21 protein-coding genes, 1 tRNA gene and 1 pseudogene are annotated in these 18,116 nt (G+C 44.8%); 15 read left to right on the top strand and 8 right to left on the bottom strand.

The window, feature by feature from the left end; all coding sequences use genetic code 11:
- The first annotated feature begins 112 nt into the window (after positions 1–112).
- Together AC1DVJ_RS07770 and AC1DVJ_RS07775 are read left to right on the top strand one after the other, a co-directional pair.
- Entirely contained in the window at positions 113–841 is a 729-nt protein-coding gene (locus tag AC1DVJ_RS07770; protein WP_477589654.1) for a metallophosphoesterase, read from the top strand.
- Positions 842–1,062: 221 nt separating this feature from the next.
- Positions 1,063–1,548: pseudogene (locus AC1DVJ_RS07775) on the top strand (terminase TerL endonuclease subunit); the annotation flags it as partial.
- An 823-nt stretch (positions 1,549–2,371) separates the two neighbouring features.
- On the opposite strand, the gene AC1DVJ_RS07780 reads toward AC1DVJ_RS07775, so the two are convergent.
- A tRNA-Ala gene (locus tag AC1DVJ_RS07780) sits at positions 2,372–2,444 on the bottom strand.
- Positions 2,445–2,654: 210 nt separating this feature from the next.
- Here AC1DVJ_RS07780 and AC1DVJ_RS07785 point away from each other — a divergent pair.
- The 3 genes from AC1DVJ_RS07785 (at position 2,655) to AC1DVJ_RS07795 (ending at position 5,650) form a co-directional block, all read left to right on the top strand.
- Positions 2,655–2,945, top strand: a complete 291-nt coding sequence (locus tag AC1DVJ_RS07785) for a hypothetical protein (protein WP_477589656.1) — start codon at positions 2,655–2,657, stop codon at positions 2,943–2,945.
- 12 nt (positions 2,946–2,957) lie between these two features.
- On the top strand, positions 2,958–3,476 hold the full coding sequence (locus AC1DVJ_RS07790) for a VanZ family protein (RefSeq protein WP_477589657.1): 519 nt from the start codon (positions 2,958–2,960) through the stop codon (positions 3,474–3,476).
- Between the two features lie 356 nt (positions 3,477–3,832).
- Positions 3,833–5,650, top strand: coding sequence for an ABC transporter substrate-binding protein (locus tag AC1DVJ_RS07795; protein ID WP_477589658.1), 1,818 nt, complete (start codon positions 3,833–3,835; stop codon positions 5,648–5,650).
- A gap of 16 nt (positions 5,651–5,666) precedes the next feature.
- Here AC1DVJ_RS07795 and AC1DVJ_RS07800 read toward each other — a convergent pair whose 3' ends face one another.
- The gene (locus AC1DVJ_RS07800) at positions 5,667–5,930 is read right to left on the bottom strand and encodes a hypothetical protein (protein ID WP_477589659.1); all 264 of its coding nucleotides are present in this window, start codon (positions 5,928–5,930) and stop codon (positions 5,667–5,669) included.
- A gap of 158 nt (positions 5,931–6,088) precedes the next feature.
- Between AC1DVJ_RS07800 and AC1DVJ_RS07805 the strand changes: the two genes are divergently transcribed.
- On the top strand, positions 6,089–6,754 hold the full coding sequence (locus tag AC1DVJ_RS07805; protein WP_477589660.1) for a tetratricopeptide repeat protein: 666 nt from the start codon (positions 6,089–6,091) through the stop codon (positions 6,752–6,754).
- A gap of 12 nt (positions 6,755–6,766) precedes the next feature.
- Here AC1DVJ_RS07805 and AC1DVJ_RS07810 read toward each other — a convergent pair whose 3' ends face one another.
- Positions 6,767–7,828, bottom strand: a complete 1,062-nt coding sequence (locus AC1DVJ_RS07810; protein WP_477589662.1) for an acyltransferase — start codon at positions 7,826–7,828, stop codon at positions 6,767–6,769.
- A gap of 272 nt (positions 7,829–8,100) precedes the next feature.
- Between AC1DVJ_RS07810 and AC1DVJ_RS07815 the strand changes: the two genes are divergently transcribed.
- The 3 genes from AC1DVJ_RS07815 (at position 8,101) to AC1DVJ_RS07825 (ending at position 10,684) form a co-directional block, all read left to right on the top strand.
- The gene (locus AC1DVJ_RS07815) at positions 8,101–8,532 is read left to right on the top strand and encodes a DUF86 domain-containing protein (RefSeq protein ID WP_477589663.1); all 432 of its coding nucleotides are present in this window, start codon (positions 8,101–8,103) and stop codon (positions 8,530–8,532) included.
- 47 nt (positions 8,533–8,579) lie between these two features.
- Positions 8,580–9,248 (top strand): helix-turn-helix transcriptional regulator, encoded by a 669-nt coding sequence (locus AC1DVJ_RS07820; RefSeq protein WP_477589664.1) that lies wholly within the window; start codon positions 8,580–8,582, stop codon positions 9,246–9,248.
- A 185-nt stretch (positions 9,249–9,433) separates the two neighbouring features.
- Positions 9,434–10,684, top strand: a complete 1,251-nt coding sequence (locus AC1DVJ_RS07825) for a S1C family serine protease (protein ID WP_477589665.1) — start codon at positions 9,434–9,436, stop codon at positions 10,682–10,684.
- Between the two features lie 88 nt (positions 10,685–10,772).
- Here the strand turns inward: AC1DVJ_RS07825 and AC1DVJ_RS07830 are convergent, their stop codons facing one another.
- Positions 10,773–11,408, bottom strand: coding sequence for a bifunctional 4-hydroxy-2-oxoglutarate aldolase/2-dehydro-3-deoxy-phosphogluconate aldolase (locus AC1DVJ_RS07830; RefSeq protein WP_477589667.1), 636 nt, complete (start codon positions 11,406–11,408; stop codon positions 10,773–10,775).
- 180 nt (positions 11,409–11,588) lie between these two features.
- On the opposite strand from AC1DVJ_RS07830, the gene AC1DVJ_RS07835 reads away from it, so the two are divergent.
- The gene (locus AC1DVJ_RS07835; protein ID WP_477589669.1) at positions 11,589–12,035 is read left to right on the top strand and encodes a DUF948 domain-containing protein; all 447 of its coding nucleotides are present in this window, start codon (positions 11,589–11,591) and stop codon (positions 12,033–12,035) included.
- Between the two features lie 14 nt (positions 12,036–12,049).
- Positions 12,050–12,415, top strand: a complete 366-nt coding sequence (locus tag AC1DVJ_RS07840) for a YtxH domain-containing protein (protein ID WP_477589670.1) — start codon at positions 12,050–12,052, stop codon at positions 12,413–12,415.
- A gap of 58 nt (positions 12,416–12,473) precedes the next feature.
- Here the strand turns inward: AC1DVJ_RS07840 and AC1DVJ_RS07845 are convergent, their stop codons facing one another.
- Complete coding sequence (locus AC1DVJ_RS07845; RefSeq protein ID WP_477589672.1) at positions 12,474–13,595, bottom strand: phosphodiester glycosidase family protein; 1,122 nt, start codon at positions 13,593–13,595, stop codon at positions 12,474–12,476.
- Between the two features lie 117 nt (positions 13,596–13,712).
- Positions 13,713–14,375: a helix-turn-helix domain-containing protein gene (locus AC1DVJ_RS07850; RefSeq protein WP_477589674.1), complete on the bottom strand. Its 663-nt coding sequence runs from the start codon at positions 14,373–14,375 to the stop codon at positions 13,713–13,715.
- A gap of 206 nt (positions 14,376–14,581) precedes the next feature.
- On the opposite strand from AC1DVJ_RS07850, the gene AC1DVJ_RS07855 reads away from it, so the two are divergent.
- Entirely contained in the window at positions 14,582–15,001 is a 420-nt protein-coding gene (locus tag AC1DVJ_RS07855; protein ID WP_477589675.1) for a disulfide oxidoreductase, read from the top strand.
- 17 nt (positions 15,002–15,018) lie between these two features.
- On the opposite strand, the gene AC1DVJ_RS07860 is transcribed toward AC1DVJ_RS07855, so the two are convergent.
- Both AC1DVJ_RS07860 and AC1DVJ_RS07865 read right to left on the bottom strand, forming a co-directional pair.
- Positions 15,019–15,162, bottom strand: a complete 144-nt coding sequence (locus AC1DVJ_RS07860; RefSeq protein ID WP_477589677.1) for a hypothetical protein — start codon at positions 15,160–15,162, stop codon at positions 15,019–15,021.
- A gap of 69 nt (positions 15,163–15,231) precedes the next feature.
- Positions 15,232–15,390 (bottom strand): hypothetical protein, encoded by a 159-nt coding sequence (locus AC1DVJ_RS07865; RefSeq protein WP_477589679.1) that lies wholly within the window; start codon positions 15,388–15,390, stop codon positions 15,232–15,234.
- Positions 15,391–15,430: 40 nt separating this feature from the next.
- Between AC1DVJ_RS07865 and AC1DVJ_RS07870 the strand changes: the two genes are divergently transcribed.
- From AC1DVJ_RS07870 to AC1DVJ_RS07880, 3 genes are all read left to right on the top strand, one after another.
- A complete protein-coding gene (locus AC1DVJ_RS07870; protein ID WP_477589680.1) occupies positions 15,431–16,093 on the top strand; it encodes a polysaccharide deacetylase family protein in 663 nt (220 codons plus the stop codon).
- A 111-nt stretch (positions 16,094–16,204) separates the two neighbouring features.
- Positions 16,205–17,014, top strand: a complete 810-nt coding sequence (racE, locus tag AC1DVJ_RS07875; RefSeq protein ID WP_477589681.1) for a glutamate racemase — start codon at positions 16,205–16,207, stop codon at positions 17,012–17,014.
- 127 nt (positions 17,015–17,141) lie between these two features.
- The gene (locus tag AC1DVJ_RS07880) at positions 17,142–18,017 is read left to right on the top strand and encodes a M14 family metallopeptidase (protein WP_477589683.1); all 876 of its coding nucleotides are present in this window, start codon (positions 17,142–17,144) and stop codon (positions 18,015–18,017) included.
- Positions 18,018–18,116: the final 99 nt, after the last annotated feature.

Raw genomic sequence — 18,116 nt, forward strand, 5'->3', positions numbered from 1 at the left:
ATAAGAGGGATATTCCAGATTTATCTAGAATGAATATTACTTTAACAAAATGAATCTTCTATGTGAGGAGAATGGTGAAGTGATCTATATATACATAGTGATTCTAATACTCTTGATTTATATTAATTTTATCTTACCTACACAATGGCTAAAAATTGAACGGATTAAATATCCTCTGGATTTAAATTTAAAAATCCTACAGATTAGTGACTTGCATGTAGAACGATTAAGAATAAGTCCCACAAAAATAGCCGCTATTATCAATGATGAAAAACCAGACCTTATATGTATTACAGGTGATTTTACCAGACGTCGTAAAAAACTCTTCAAACTAGAAAAGTATCTAAGAGCTATGACAATTGGTAATGTACCTATTTATTGTGTACTCGGCAACCATGATTATCAGCAAAAAAATGTCATGGATTTAATAAATCTGTTAAGAAAGTATGGATTACATGTATTGAGAAACGAATCGGTACATTTAGATCAAATTGAATTAATTGGAATTGATGATTTTGATTCAGGTAAGAGCAACATAGAAACATCGTTTCAAAATGTTGATCAAACTAGAACTAAAATCATTATTACGCACGATCCTAATATCGTTCTACATTTAAACAAGTACTACGATTATTTAATGGCTGGACATCTACATGGCAAACAATTTAATATTCCATTTTTGTTTAGAATGAAAGACTCGGGTATATTGCCTCGAATGGGGATATATAAGGGTCTACATAAAAATCAATATGGGGCTTACTACATATCAAAGGGAATTGGGCAGACGGGTATTAATGCAAGATTTTTAGTCAGAAGTGAGATAACGATGCACTATTTATAACTTGAATCACTGATGAATCCTAGATCAAGGGATGTCCGAATCCTGATTTGCATGGCACCGCACTTTAATTAGGGCGGTTTTTCTTTTGATTAAGCTAATTAACGGAAAATTAGTTAATTTGAGGGACCTTAGCTTTTTCCATTAAAATATAAAATGTTCGAAGTAAGTTCCTAGGTGAAATTGGTGTGCCGAGAGCTGTGCAAATAATCAGATCGTTGTCTGACTTATCTGAAACCACGGATCTTACAGTATCCAGGGTCATTATGATGCGTCGAGATGACCCGACAATATATGTTCTTCAGATGTACTGGCTTCCTGAGGATTTGCTAGAGGCGCGCACGAAAGAAGATAAAATCCCCTACGATCTTTGGAAAGATCGTGATTTATTAAGAACTACGCCAGGTAATCGAGTGCATCACAAGTACGTTACCGAATGGTTTGTAGAGATCCAGACTGAATATGGAATCTACATTCCATGGGTTGGTTACGATCGGTATTCGGCTATTTATTGGGTTGAGGAGATGCAGGGGTATTTCGGTTTGAACTCTATGGAACCCGTCGCTCAAAGGAAGCAAACTTTATCCGGTCCTATGAAGTTACTTGGTGCCGATCTGGCAGCGAAGAATGTCAATTACAACAATAACCCAATTGATAAATTTGAAATATCGAGAATCACTTCGAATCGTCATGATTTTTTACTACTGTAATGAGTACTGAGGATCGATTTTCCTCCTCCATCTGCTGAATAATCTCAAGTAAATAAATGGCAGCACTATAGTTTGCCTGATCAATGAATTCGCGGATGAGTTCAATAACGTCTTGCTTGGATGCTAAATAGTATAGCTGCAAATGATCACTTCCCCGAACGAGTACTTACAAAATAATTTATGCAAAGCATTCATCCCGGGTATGGGCCTCGGCTGACTAAATTTTGATGAAATACTTGAGGGTTCAACGGTTACGAAAGTACGCAATTGCCATAAGTCATACGCTGAGGAAACACAGACATGCAGTATATACCTAATAAGAAATTGCGTATGCAGCATCAGATATCCTTGATCAAATACAAGGGAAGGGTGACGAACGGTGACCGCATATGTACAGCTTACCGAAAAAGCAAAAGCGATTTGTCACTCTTACTATGGTGCCTCATACAAAACGGCCCGCTGCGGTGATTGTGGGATACGCTCCGTTCCGTCCGCGCGGGCGAACCCCTGAGGGGTTCTCACCCCCATGATCCATACAAAAAACCACGATCCCAAAGGATCGTGGTTTTCATTGTATGGAGCCTAGGGGGATGCCACTAACATGGCACCCCGTCAAGGGATGTCCGAATCCTGATTTGAATGGCTGACGAAGCTTAATCGAGGAGGACTTTTAGCGGTGGATTCAGACGCCGTGCTCCTGCACTTGAAGTATGACTTCGAAGCATATTCATCCGTTCCGTCCGCGCGGGCGAACCCTGAGGGGTTCTCACCCCATGATCCATACAAAAAACCACGATCCCAAAGGATCGTGGTTTTCATTGTATGGAGCCTAGGGGGATCGAACCCCTGACCTCATCGCTGCCAGCGATGCGCTCTCCCAGCTGAGCTAAGGCCCCGTGATGTCGCTTACAAGCGTCGACTTTTTGTATTATACATGAATATGAGGTGACAGGCAATACCTGTAATCCAGGATTTTTCTAGCAACATTCTATCCTAGTAACTATATGTCGTTTCTGTTGCAAAAGGGGCAGAATATTGTTTTCATGCGCATTTTCATGCTAACCTAGTTAGCATAAACTAGTTGATCGTTTGGGAGTGACGTTGAAGTGTCAAACGCGGTGTTGTATTGGGTTTTCTTAGGTATCGCTTTTGTGGTGCCGTTTGTCATTGGTGTTCTTCTGATGCGGAAGACGAACCGCTTAGGGTTCTCGTTTTGGATCACGACGGTCCTGAATATTGTGCTGACAGCAGCAGCTGTCTTTTGGTGGAAGTCAGTAACGACAGATCAGTTTCAGATGATGTTCGGGATGGCTTTTTATGGCGTATCCGCAGTGAATTTAATGGTTATTGAATTCTTTGCCTTGTTCAGTATTCGCAAAAAATTGAATCCGGAATAGGAAGGGGCCGTTATGCCGAAGTTAACACGATCGAAGACGATGTTCTACGTGTTCCTAGTTGCTGCCATTCTATGGATGGCTTTCATCTATATGAAGTCCGCCGAGCCTTATCAGCAGCAGAGCTTGAAGCCATACTTGGAATCGAAGCTTTCTACTGAAAAGTTGAGAGAGCATATCCCCAAAGTGAAGTTTACGTATGATCACCAAGTAATTTCATGGCAAGATCCGATTAATTTGATTGAATTCTTAATAAGAAAAGCAGGGCACGTTAGCGAATACGCTGTGCTTGCCCTGCTTTGGTCGATAGCTTTACTAGCTAAGCCTGTCAGAATGAACATAGCTTTGGTCAGCTCCTTCCTAATTTCATTGCTATATGCAATGACGGATGAATGGCATCAGTCGTTCGTGAAGGACCGAACGGGGCACGCCATCGATGTGGTCGTCGACGGAGTTGGTATTCTGTGTGCGCTCATTCTGATTGTTGTCGTGGTTGCGATACGAAAACGAGTTAAATCAAGAAGAACAAGCTAGTTAGAAGCACGTAGACTTTTCTTTTTTTAACTGATTTCCATTTCCAGTGCTCGCGCGATTGGTTTTCCAAATCGTGCTGTTGCCATTCCATTAACTTCTCTGAAACATAGAGGTCTGTTGGTTGCATATGAGGGTCACTTTCCTTTCTTTTCCTGATACGTTTAGTTTACTCTGGAATAAGGGGAACAAAAAGAGTATAATTCACTTCAACGATTTCCCCTTTTACCACAATAGAAAGTATAAGTTTTCGGTACCCGAAAACGTCTTTCTATTTGGCGATAAAACTTACCACTAAACGCGGTCGCTCAACATTGAAATGCTTCGATAGAAGTTTTCTCATAGAAAGGACGTTGAACATGCAGCTACTAACTCATTTTTTGGAGCTACGCGCGGGTTTTGAGCATGGTGTTGAGCATGAGCCGCAGCCGATTACGTTAGAAGAATTAGCTGAGAAATTATATTGTTCGACACGAAATGTGAAGCTTTTATTGAAAAAAATGAGCGATCACCATTGGATTTCCTGGAAGCCTGGACGGGGTAGAGGGAATATTTCCGAGCTTACGTTTTTGGTATCTTCGGAGGACATGATCTCGAAACAAGCGATGGCGCTTGCGAGTCGTGGTGATTATTTGGGCACGATTGAGCTGATTCATCAACTGGGTAAGGGAGAAGCACTGCAGGACTCCTTTATCGAGTGGTTGTTCAGCTTTTTTGGTTACCGTGCGGTTGAACACGAGGAGCGTTTTAAGGATACACTGCGTGTGCCTGTCTATAAATGGCTGGTGACGCTGGATCCTGCGCACTCTTTTTTTGCATTTGATTTTCATCTGATTAGTCAAATTTTCGATACGCTAGTTCGTTACAATCCGCAAACGAAGGTGATAGAGCCGCATCTGGCTCACTACTGGGAAATCAGCGAGGATGGCTTGCATTACACCTTTTATTTGCGAAAAGGTGTGCTCTTCCATCACGGTAGAGAGATGACAGCGCATGATGTAAGTTACTCCTTATCGCGATTAAAGAAGCTGGGGCAGGCCGCCACGCAAGGCTGGATGACGGAAAGCATTGAGACGATTAAGGTTCTGAACCGAAGTGCTATTGCCATCGAATTAAGTCAGCCTAATGTGCTTTTTCTTCAACAGCTAGCACATACGTCTATGGCGGTTGTCCCCGAAGAAATTTGCCAGGATAATGAGTCGATTTTTGGGCGAATGCCCATTGGGACAGGGCCGTTCAGGTTGGAACGAAACGATGATTTCATTTGTAAGCTGCGTGCCTTTGATTCTTATTTTGGCGTTAGGCCGCATATGGATCTCATCGAAATTTGGTTATTGCCCTCCGATCTACAAGAAGCAACGCCAAGCTGGGATAAGGTTCAAGTGTTTCGCGGGCAATCGAATTCTCATAAACCAGTGGGTGCGATCGATAAAGATTCAGAATGGCATCAGATCGAACAGACGATCATGGGCTGCAGTTTATTGACGTTTAATAGGAACAAAAGAGGCCCACAGTGCCATCCGAACTTCCGTAAAGCCGTTGATCTCGTTATTGATCGTGAGCGTATGATTGAAGAGCTTGGCGGCTTTCGAGAAGCACCAGCAAGCAGCTTTTTGCCAACAATGGACCCACTAACGAAGTCAAGAACAGATATCTCTGAAGCGAAGCTTTTGCTAGATGAAATGGGCTATAAGGGTGAAACACTTCATATGTATGTTTATCGGAATAACAATGAGGATGCGATGTGGATTTGCCGCCAATGTGCACAGATTGGGATTCCCATTGAAATTAAGATTCGAAGTGAATCTGACATGATGCAGCTGGCTACGATTGATGAAGCGGATCTTATTTTGTATCACATTTGCATGGAAAGCAATTATGACCTTCATATTATTCAGACGTTGAAACAAAGCAACAGTTATGTTCGTGCCCATTTGAATACTGAGCGATTGGCGTGGGTTGATTCGAAAATGGAGGGGATTCTGAGTAATCCTAGACTGGATGAGCGTATTGCGGGCTTACATGAATTGATTGATGAGCTGCAAGCGGAGAAATCGTTCCTCTTCGTCCTTCATCGATCGCAGCAAACGACGTACCATGACTCGATCAAAGGTGTCACGATCAACGATTTAGGCTGGATTGATTTCCGGGAAATTTGGTTTACACCAAGTGTTTAAAAAAAGAAAAACGACCTTACGGTCGTCTTGGTGCAGGCGGTTCGAAGCGGTTTTCCATCGTCATCCAACGTCCATTCGCAACAAAAAAGCCGACAAATGCGAACACGAGCAGTCGAGTCGGAATCCAAACGGAATTAATGGACTGAAACCATAGATATTCAAACAGGGTCGTGAGGAGCGCTGCTCCGATTCCCCAAGGAACGATGCCGAACATGATTAAATACCTGGAACGTCCTAATTTTTTTCTCTTGAGCCATGTAGCTTTATGCGAATCTTTCATGTGGAAGCTCCCTTTTTTCTTTCTAGTATAGCACTGCTGGCGAAAAATCTCGAATGATAGAAGCACCTGCTCATGCAAGGTGTTTTTTTCTTAGTAGAGGGATGAACAATCATCGCATAATATGGTAGTATAAGGAAGTTAAGAAGGGGGAATATACATTGCTTATCAAAATATTACTATTTGGTTTACTTTGGCGAATCGTTGGTAATCCGTTCCTAGCGTTGCTAATCTTACTCGTGATTCTATATGTATTGGACAGAAGGTACGTTGGCATCCTCCCGAATATTTGGAGGCCGTTTCAATTAAGTCGGAAGGCATCACGCCTCCGAATTGACCTTCATGCGAACCCGCACAATACCTCAGCGAAGCTAGACTTGGCGCGGATCCTGATTGAACGCAAAAAATATCAAGAAGCGCTGCCCTACCTGGAGCAAACACTACCGATCATGCAGGAATCTGCTGACGTTCATTATGAAATTGGACTGTGTCTGCTGAAACTAGGACGTATTGCCGAGGGTGAAGCCTTCATGCTGAAAGCAATTGACCTTAATCCGCGTGTAAAATATGGCGAAGCCTACCTGCGCCTCGGCGAGGCTCTGGCTCCCCTTGCACCGGAACGCGCGGCGCAGTTTATCGAACACTTCCGCGACCTGCACTCCTCATCGGTCGAGGCTTACTACCGACTTGGCCAGCTGTATAAGCAGCTAGGCCGCGAAGAAGACGCCAGGCGCGCGTATCGCGAAGCGCTTGATATTTACCGCGGCTTGCCTCGCTATAGCCGCAGACAGCAGCGGCGCTGGGCCTGGCTGGCGCGCATGAAATAAACAAGGTTCCGCTCATCCTCGAGCGGAACCTTTCTTTGCGACGCGCGCGTATCCGCGCACGAGCAGCCAAGATCCAAGCAGCCCGATGAGTACGGCTGCTATGGTGTGCAAATCATAGAGCCAGATGCGCTCAGGCGCTGGCTCTGGGGCAATGCGATCCCACAAGGTGAGGATCGCGGGATGCACGAGATAGATGCCGAAGGAGGCTGCGCCTAAGGCAGATAAAGTGGCGCCGAAGCGTGAGCCGCGTGCCAGCTGTTTACGTGCCCACGGCACGCACATGAGCGGGACGGTCATGCAGTAAGCGAGAAGCGCTAGCTCGAACCATGTATTTTCGAGGTCAGCGAGCCCATATTGCTGAAGCAGGAGCATGCCAACGAAAGATCCGCCTGCAAGGAGGACGGCGCTCCAGATCCAACTTTTGAAACGGGAAGCCCATGTCACGATCGTAGGATAGTAGATCCCCATATAAGCACCGAAACTGAATGTGGCGGTATAGCTCAGGAACAATGAGGCGTATTCAGGAAGCGGAAATACCCAATGGTGCCACGTATAGGAAGCCGCTTGAATGCCGATACCTAGAGGAATCAGGCCGCGACGCAGCCACGTGTATCGTTTTACCGCCGTAAGCACGAATGGGAACAGCAGATAGAACTGAACGATAATGACCATGTAATAGAGATGATAGCTCGCATTTCCGGATAGAAGTAGCTTTAGAAGATAGAATGCATCAACATGCATCGTGCCATGAAACATGACTTGGTTATATAAATAATAGAATAGGGACCATAGGAAATAAGGAATAAGTATCTTTTGCAGCCTTTTCGTCCAAAAAACACGCGCCATCCCTGGCTCCCAGCGGTCATAATAAGAGTAAAACAACACGAGTCCACTGATCCAAATGAATAAAGGAACGGTAAACAAACTAGCTTTGTTGAGGGTGAAAAAGAAAGCCTGAGAGCCCGTCCCAATAGGAAGTTGAGTGGCACCGGACGTACCATGAATGAGCACGACGGCAATGATGGCAATCGCACGTACAATATCGATTTCTGACAGCTTTGGTTTGGATAACATGATGCAAATTCTCCTTTTTTTCTCTCGTTTCACTGTAACATGAACCCAAGAAGAGGACAATGACTCAACGAACGATAGCCCGCGTAGCTTGACGCTCTCATCTACCCACGATAAACTGTTGATAGCATGTACAAAGAGATCAATCAAGAGGGTGAATGAACGTGAGTTACGAATATTTGATGCAGGCGGTTTTGCTTATATTTTTAGTTATTATCACTTTTTTTGCTATGTTGGTTTGGACGAAATGGCGAAAAAGAGGACGGAGATAGACCATGTATTTTATTAATCATGAACAAATTGATGGGCGTATTCAGTTTCTATCGGTTTTGGCTGAGGCTAGTCAGCAATTAGAAGCGCAGTGGGCACAAGGTAATAATGATCTCGTCTGGCAGCTTTCCCAAGAGCGTATCCTACATTTAGCCATAGAAACTGTGACGGATATTGGGAGCTTGCTCATCGATGCTTTTATTTTAAGAGATGCAAGCAGCTATGAAGATATTGTGGAAATCGTGCATGGTGAAGGGGCCTATTCGGAGTCTCTGACCGAGACGCTGTTGCAATTAGTGAAGCTTCGGAAACCACTGGTACAGGACTTTGTAGATTGGAATCGTCAAACCCTTCATCCATTAATACCGAAAATCCCAGCGGCTTTTGAGGAGTTTGCGGCGTCTGTTCGAGCATTCATCAAGAGTGAATTGGCATAACATACATAGTTGTTTCGTAATTTACTTATTGCCTGTGATGCTGTAAAATGAGACCTAAACGAGTTCCGAGGGCGGGTGAGAGCGTGAATCAAACACTAGAAACATCTACGCGTAAAGTGATTCTTTCTATGCTCAAAACGCAAGGAGCGCTAAGTGTTCAGGATCTTGCTAAACAGCTCGGGATCACAGAGATGGCGGTAAGACGACATATTCATTCGATGGAGAAGGATGATTTACTCGAGGCCAAGCTCGTGAGGCAAGCAATGGGACGTCCAGCCAGTGTGTATACCTTAGCACCACAGGCGGACGAATTATTTCCCAAGAAATATTCGCAGTTAACATTGGATTTATTAGACGAGTTATTAGAAGACGAAGGCCATGAGAAAATTGAACGGCTCTTTGAAGGCAGGCAGGGTAAGCTCGAAGCACGCTATCAATCGAGGATGCAAGCCAAAAGCTTAGAAGATCGCGTGGCTGAATTAGCGCTCATCCAGAATGAGAATGGCTATATGGTAAATTGGTCAGCGCAGGGAGAAGACGCTTATATCTTCAATGAGCACAACTGTCCAATTGCAATGGTCGCTAACACGTTTCAGCAGGCCTGTCAGTGTGAGCTATCCCTCTTCCGTAATTTGCTGGATGCCGATGTAGAGCGTACAGAGTGTCTCGCCAAAGGTGCTAACAAATGTGTGTATATCATACGTCAAAATAAATAGCGTTGAAGGAGAGTTGAGCGGGTAACCGCTTGGCTCTTTTTTTTGTTCATCCCAAAACCTTCAGCATACTTTCAGCTAGCATTCATACAGCAATCAGCCCAAATTAAGTCTCACTTCAGGTTAGCGCTCTATACTTGATCTATCAACAAGAAAACAAATTGTGGTAATCGAGAGGCGGTAATCGTATGAATGAAGATATGAACAAGCATATGGACGTGACTGATATAAAGGTTGAAAGCAAGCGAAACAGTTCTAGAGTGAAGCCCATTTTTGCGGCTTTTATGGCCGGGGCGGTTGTTGTCGGAGGTTTGATGTTCACTTCGGACAAGTTGAATCTTTTTGGCTATGATGCTCAAACGGTACAGTCAAACATCACCTCAGCTAACGCGGCGGCAGCAGCTGCGGGTGTTCAAACCGCGTCGCTAAACAATTCCGGCACCAATAGCATTCCACAAATTACGAAAGCGTCGAGCCCTGCTATTGTCAAAATTGAGACGAAGGTTAAACAAACGAACACATCAGGGAACCGAAGAAATTCGCTTCAGCAAGGGACAGAAACGGGTGATACCATCCAAAATGGGATCGGAACCGGCTTCATATTTGATGATAGCGGCTATATTTTAACAAATGAGCATGTGATTGCCGGGGCCGACGAAATCGATGTTTACGTACAAGGCTATAATACCCCATTTACGGCAACGCTACTTGGAAGCAGCTACGATTTGGATTTGGCTGTCCTCAAAATTCAAGGAGATAAAGCGTTCCCTGCGTTGAAATTAGGTGACTCGGACACAGCAGAAGTAGGAGAGTGGGTTGTTGCGATTGGCAACCCATATGATTTCGATTACTCCGTAACGACTGGCGTTTTAAGCGCTAAGGAACGTGAGATCAGCATAGATGATGAACAGGGCACGCGGAATTACAAGCATTTACTACAAACGGATACAGCCATCAACCCTGGTAACTCTGGTGGTCCGCTGTTAAATTTGAATGGTGAAGTCATCGGCATAAATACAGCTGTCAATGCTGAAGCACAAGGGATGGGCTTTGCGATCCCTGCAAGCACGATCAACGCTGTCGTAGACAAGCTGAAAAATAACGAATCGATACCGAAAGATCCAGCCCCTTATATCGGCGTAGCTTTACAGAACATCACAGATGACATGCTGGAAGATTTGAAATTAAACAGTACAAAAGGTGCTGTCGTAGCGGAGGTGCAGCAAGGTTCCCCAGCTTTTGCAGCGGGCATTCGTCAGTATGATGTTATTCTGGATGTGAATGGTAAAGCGATTACGAATACAGAGGAATTAACGAAAGCAGTCCAAGCCACGGCAGTGGGTGATTTGTTGAAAATGAAGATCTCGCGCGATGGTCAAGCGAAAGATGTTTCTGTTAAAGTTGGGGATAAAAATATCGTAACCGGTTATCAAAGTTAAGGCATGTGCCCCGAGCTGGGCGGTATCACATGCAATCGCAAAACAAAAACGGAGTCGCGGTCATTCGCGAACTCCGTTTTTTATGACCTTAACCTCGCGAAGCCGCGAGCAACTGAACCGCCTTGTCCGTAATCCAGCCGAAATTACCGGCTTCAATTTCCTTCAAGTTAATCAGCGAGCCGCCAATGCCCAAGCCGTAACAGCCGATGCTCAGAAATTGTTTGATATTGCCCTCCGTTACTCCACCAACTGCCATCATCGGGATCTTGTCCAAAGGTCCCATTAATTCCTTGATATAGGGCAAGCCTAAGCTTGCGCTAGGGAATATTTTAACGGCAGTAGCCCCAGCTTTCCAAGCTTTCACAACTTCAGTTGGTGTCATCGCACCTGGGAAGATCGGAATGCCTTCTTGCCGCGCCCATGCAATAACCTCTTCATCCAAGTTGGGTGTGACAAGGAAGGCAGCTCCAGCGAGAACGGCTTGTTTGGCATCCTCCAGATCCAGCACAGTACCGGCTCCGATGAACATCTGATCACCCCATTGCTGCTGGAGGTTACCGATCATAACCAGCGCGCCAGGTGTGTTTAAGGTCACTTCCATGACGGTGACGCCGCCTTTGTGAAGTGCTTCAGCAACAGAGAGAATGTGCGCCTCCTGCACGCCGCGGACGATCGCCATAATACGAGTACGTTCAATTTCTTGTAGGCCTTGTTCTCGGTTCATTTCTAGATTCTCCTAACTCATATCCATGCATTTGTTGTTCATTATGACAGGTTCCAGAAATTTTTCCAGTATGTTTGTGTCAAAACAAGCCCGACCTACCTATACTGTAGTAATTCATAGGCATTCGTCTAGAAGCCTCATCAACCCTCATAGCTTTCAGCTCACAGGAGGTGACCCATCATGACATGGACTGAGATCAGTATCGTCAGCTTGGCTGTTGCCTGTTTAGTGCTCATTGTGTTTACCGTTCGTATGTTCATTACGGCTACACGAACGCTTCGCATGTTAGGGGACACGGTTGTTGAAGTTAAACAGCAGATTGGCCATACTACAGAACAAGCGGAGAATCTAATGAAGCAATTAGGGCAGCTTACGGAAGAGGTACATTTGCAACTCCTTGCCTTAGAGCCAAGTATCCAATCGGTTGAAAAGGCAGGGATAGCTGTCGGGGAAGTCGCTTCCACACTGCGCAAGGCCTCACGTATGATGAACGATTCCTTACATGGTGCGGAAAAGGTCGTTCATACGCACCAGAAACGTATCCAAGACGTCATGGAATGGGCAACGACAGGGTATGAGCTGTGGCTGAGATGGCAGGCGCATCGGAGTGCGAAATCAGATCATTAAGGAGTGGATATCACATGTCCAATGGAAAAAAAGGAAAAGATCTTCTCATCGGTGCAGTCGTAGGCGGTTTAGTTGGAGCTGCAGCAGCTTTGCTGTTTGCACCGAAATCCGGTCGTGAGCTACGCAGTGACATTGCAGAGGGGGCGACCGTGGTTAGCGACAAAACAGTTCAACTTGCAAGTACAGTTAGCCAAAAAACGCAAGCAGCTGCCAAAACAGTGAGTTCCACAACCACTGAACTTGTTGGTAAAGTCAAAGACACGACAGCAAGTGTTGTTGAGACAGTTCGTTCTTGGAAGGATTCGCAATCAAGCGATGAGGTCCTGGATGATATCGCAGCATCGGAAGCTGCAGAAGACTTGGTCATCGTAGGCCGCTAGTACGCAAAATAAAGAAGCAGAGTTCTCCTCGCAAGGAGTACTTTGCTTCTTTGCCTAATTACCATTTGGATGGATCTATTTTACTAATATCTAGACCTTCCCATACGTTCTTAATGTCGGCCGTCTCTGGATTGTCGAAGAGCAGCCAAGCGGTAGGAAGGTATCTTTCACCGTATTCACTCGAAGGTTTATTGATAATGGCATTATTGTGGACAAGCACCGTTGAAGCGCCCCCATCTAGGTTGGCTGCGGTGATTGCACCATGAGCTAAGAAAATTTCCTGCACATCATATAGCGTTGCGCCAATGCTGTGTGTTTGTCTGCCATCGATGATGGCAAACAGAATAGAGCCGTCTTTGGTTTGTGCCATACATGTGCGCGGAGCAATACCCCAGCCATCGGCTTGACTTTTAACCTGCCCAATACCATTCACGATGAACCGAGGGCTGAAGGAAACGGCTTCCTGAACACCCATTTCAAGCAGCTCAGATACTTTGTACTTACCTGAAATCATTCGGCCTTGCTTGTCGATCCCGACGATCTGCACCGTACCGTTCATGCCCTTGTCGTTGTAAAAGATTTTGCCTCCGGAGATCACGACGCCTTCAGGCTGAAAGCCATTGCCCTCCCAATTCGGGTCGATAAATCCTCCGCCATTCACACCGAGGATAGCACCGGTACGTTTGACCATCGAGGAAACTTTTTCGCCTTTACCCACTTTCTCGGGCACAGCAATTCGAAGCTTGGTAGGGTCTGAAATGGTAACGAGCTTACCCTTGAAGTTTGGGCCTGAAATGTTTTCAATCGTTACTAACTCTTTCTTGATTTCGACAGCAGCAGGGGCTTGTGAGGGCTGTGGAGCGATTTCAACGAGTCCGCGATCCTTCTCGGTTCCCATTTCGTCAAAACGCTTTGAATACGCAGCTACACGTTTCTGTAACTCGCTCGAACCAATTAAATACTTTGCCCAATCCCGATGTTGTGTTGTGATGATCGTATCTGCCATCATGAAGCGCAGGCTCGAGCCAGAGGAAGACAGGAAAAACCAGCCTAAACCTAAGGTTGAGAGTATGGTGATGCTAAGAATTGTATACATCAAAAAGCGAAATCCCGCAGAGCGTTTGTGTTTAAGGTTCGCTTGCATCGTTGTCTGTCGGGTGGTTGTTTGTTGAACAGCCATGGTTAGGCATCTATCCTCTCTAACACTAATCAAACCATATAGTCATCATATAAGACGAAAAGAAAGGAGATAAGTTTCAGAATTTCCTGAATTTTTCTCCTTCTTTTTGTAAAATGTTTAGTTTTGTCGTTGGATTGATGAAAGCCTAGCGTCCGTCATCCGGTTTGTATCATAGTGAAATTCGAGGTCGTTACCTGAATGTTTGGCCACACTGCGAACGATGAGATCATGATATTTCTTTTGTCGAACAGCCGCAATGGTCACACATAGACTTACACCAAGTGGGTCAAAATAAAGCTTACCTTCTTTGGCATCATACTTCTTCACATGAGACAAATTGACAAATAGATCTGTATCCATTTTCTTAAAGCCTTGTTCTTCTAACTGATCTAGGAAATGACTGAAATCCAATAGTGACTGCATAGGGAACTTGCGCTTACCGATCCGCGTATGATAGGTCATTTCGGTGGAACCAACTTCTATTAAAAGAATGTCTTCCAGAGGAAGAGCCAAGGGTGTAGCCTGACTATCCTGGTTTTCTTTTTCAAGATAGCCAGCTTTCTCCATGAGATCTGTATATGAAAACTTATAGGCATCTGACAGTTTCTTTAAGGTGACAGGGGATGGTTTGATCTTTTCATTCGTTGAACGATTGCGCTCTAATTCCAGATCTCGAATATAGGCATGGGAAAGTCCACTCTTGTTTGCTGCTTCACGCAAGGACATTTTCCCTCGCAAGCTCTCCAAAAATTTACCGAATCCTTCAAATTGCTTCATCATAGGAATCCCTCCATATGTTAATTGTAATTGAATTAGCTCAAAATAGAAACATTGTAGCACTTAATGGTACTAAATACCTGATGGTGAGCGGACTTTTTATATGATTCGTAAGCCATATACGATTTTAGTAGGTCGAGAGAATCAATCCCGTGACTTCTTACTACTATTTTTTTATAATAGGGAAATAGAAGGGGGATAATATCAACATGTCAAAAAAATGGCTGAGAGACAACGGCATGCATCTATCTTGGTTAGTTGCTTTAGTTGCCACGCTAGGAAGCTTGTACTTTTCTGAAATTATGCATCTGGCTCCTTGTAAATTATGCTGGTATCAGCGCATTCTTATGTACCCATTGGTCGTTATTCTTGGTATTGCCGCTGTTCGTAGAGATTACAAAATAACGATTTATGTGCTGCCGTTAACGATTTGGGGCGCATGCATTTCGATCTATCACGTTTTATTACAACAAGGTGTATTCAAAGAAACAGGTACAGGCTGTGGTCCGATTGCATGTGATACCGATTACTTAAATTGGCTCGGTTTTATTACCATTCCCATGCTAGCTGGTACAGCGTTCATACTCATTACTATTTTACAATTCTTAACCTATCGCGCTACAAAATAACCCCCGTGATTCTATGGTTAGGCAGGTAATTTGTCAATCACTGTCGAATAGGATGGAAGAAGAATCCAATCCTTACCCGAGGTGTAACTCATGACAAAACGTACCCATAAAGCTGCACTGCTGATCTTACTGAGCATCACATTGGTCGGTTGTGCAGACATAAGCCTGACAGGTCCTGCCAATAATGAAGCAGCTCCCAATGGAGTGCCTTTATCTTCTCCTAAATTAGCTCAACCTTCTCCTAACCAAGCATCTACGCCAACGCCAACGGCGACTCCCAAACCAACGATAACACCGAACGCAACGCCATCTCCAAGTGCATCACCAGCTACGCCGACACCTAGCGTTACACCCAAAGCTGTTGCCACAGCGGACGCTTCCAAATCCAAAACATTGCCAGCGGATCGGACTCCGTATTCTTGGTACTATATGAAGAAAAAACCAGGTCAGGTTCCTGATTTCCCGAAAGAAACCAAATCCTTTACCAATGATCAGAAAGCGGTCTGGGTTGGGACAGGGAAAAAGGTTTATTTAACAATTGATGCAGGAGGACCTTTAATCGAGGTTGATCTCATGCTCAAATCACTCAAAGAAAATAATGTCAAAGCTAATTTCTTTATTACAGGAAACAACATCAAGAAGAACCCGGACTATTTGAAAAGAATTGTGGCAGACGGTCATTTTGTTGCTAACCATACGATGACACATACGGATTTTAATGACTTGTCCGACGATCAGATTCGTAAGGAAATTACGGATTTTGAAGTTGTATATAAGCAAATAACCGGGAAAGAGGTTGGGAACTATTTCCGTTTTCCTTACGGTCACTATAATCCTCATAATTTAAGCTTGGTATCCAGTATGGGTTATACCTCTGTATTCTGGTCAACGGCCATGCGTGACTGGGAGCCCCGAGCGAATGGCGCTGAGGATCCTTATAACGATATTATGAATAATCTACATGAGGGTAATGTGATTTTGATGCATCAGGGGTCTATTGAAAACATGCAGGCGCTTGATCGGATTTGTAAAGAAATCAAAAAGAGAGGCTATGAATTCGGAGTTATGACGGAGCTTCAGCCTACAAAATAAAGAAGATTTGCTCTAAATCTGTGTACTACTCTTGGTACCTTTAAGCTTGTCCTCACATATCCTAACCATGTGGTTTATGAATTCATCAACCGGCAAAGGAAGCGGATATGTGTGCAGCAAGCGATAGCCGTACTGGACTCCGGAGTCGGAGGATTAACTGTTGTAAAAGAAGTGATGAGACAGCTGCCGCATGAAAAAGTCATCTATTTTGGAGATACGGCCAGGAGTCCATATGGACCCCGACCTGCGAATGAAGTTCGTTATTTTACTCGTCAAATCGTTGATTACTTACTTCAGTTTAATCCCAAAATGATTGTGATTGCTTGTAATACGGCGACTGCTGTCGCGATTGAAGACATTCGTGCGCGTGTCTCGATTCCTGTAATAGGTGTGATTTCACCGGGGGCTAGAGCAGCAATCAAAATGACACGAAGCGGTGTAGTCGGTGTCATTGGCACGGATGGAACGATACGCAGTCAAGCTTATGAAACGGCATTAAAGCAGATTACGCCGGATATCCGTGTCTATAGTGAGGCTTGTCCATTACTAGCTCCATTTGTTGAAAGAGGGCTTTTTAGCAGCGATCGTGCGCATTCTGTCGTGGAAGAATCATTGAGACCTTTGAAAGGGAAGCCAATCGATTGCTTAATCTTGGGCTGCACCCATTATCCCTTTCTTATGGAATCCATTTCTCAGGTTATGGGTCCGGAAGTAGCTTTGATCTCTTCGGCTGAAGAGACAGCTAGAGATATAAGCACGATCCTGTATCAGAGGGGCATGCAAAAGAATTCCCAAGAAATGCCGATTCATCAGTTTTTCTGCAGTGGCGCGCCGAATGTTTTCCGCGAGATTGCGGAGAACTGGCTCAAGGAATATATTGGCTTCATGCCTGTTGTGTGGCAGGTACCAACTATTATTTAAACGATGCAAATAGACCCTTAAGGGTCTATTTTTATTTAAGGGGCTGTAACTGAGATACCGCATGATTCCTGCAACCTAGGCATAAGCATAGCCATACGTAAGTAGTAAATAGCTGTGAGGTGGTCGTGTGTTAGGTTATGGGTATGAGACATTGGGTAATGAGTTGAATCGTCTAGGCAAAATATATCCCTTTTTGCAAATCGCGTGTATCGGCGAAAGTGTGATGGGAAGGGACATACATGCGCTGCGAATCGGGCATGGTTCAAAGGAAATCCATTTCAATGCGGCTATGCACGCGAATGAATGGATAACCTCACCGCTGCTGATGCAGTTTGTTGAGGATTTAGCATGCTCCTACGCCAGAGGGACAGCTTGGCAGGGGCGCAACGTAAGGCGTATTTTGTCCGAATACTCGCTATGGGTCGTACCCATGGTCAATCCAGATGGCGTCGAGCTTGTCTTACATGGACTGCCTGAGGAACATCCGCATCGTGAAGCGTTAGTGGCATGGAATGGTGGTTCCTTATCGTTTTTGAATTGGAAGGCGAATATCCGAGGCGTGGATCTCAATGATCAATTCCCGGCACACTGGGAAGAAGAGAAGTTGAGAAGGGAGCATGAGGGACCTTGCGAGCGTGATTATGGCGGAGAAGCTCCGTTATCTGAACCGGAAGCTGCGGCGCTAGCTCAATTTACCGAGAGCCATGTCTTCGAGCTCGTCGTTGCCTTACATACACAGGGAAGAGAAATATATTGGAATTACCGAGACTATGAGCCTGCAGAGTCCGAAGCACTTGCGGAGCGGTTGGCCTTAGCCAGTGATTATGAGGCCGTGAAGCTTTCCGGCAGTGATGCGGGATACAAGGACTGGTTCATTCAACAATTTCGGCGACCAGGCTTTACAGTAGAGGTAGGTTTAGGTGTAAATCCACTGCCCGTAGAAACATTTGCTTCACTTTATGAGGAAGTCGTTCCTATTCTTTTGACAGCCTTGGAGTTGTAAGAGAGGAGTAGAACTATACACCTTTTGCGCATAGGTGCATAAAGAAAAGTGCATAAGAACAAGAACAGTAGGGACCGTAGACAAGTTGCATCAACTTGC

The organism is Paenibacillus sp. P4_A9 (genome assembly GCF_056402415.1).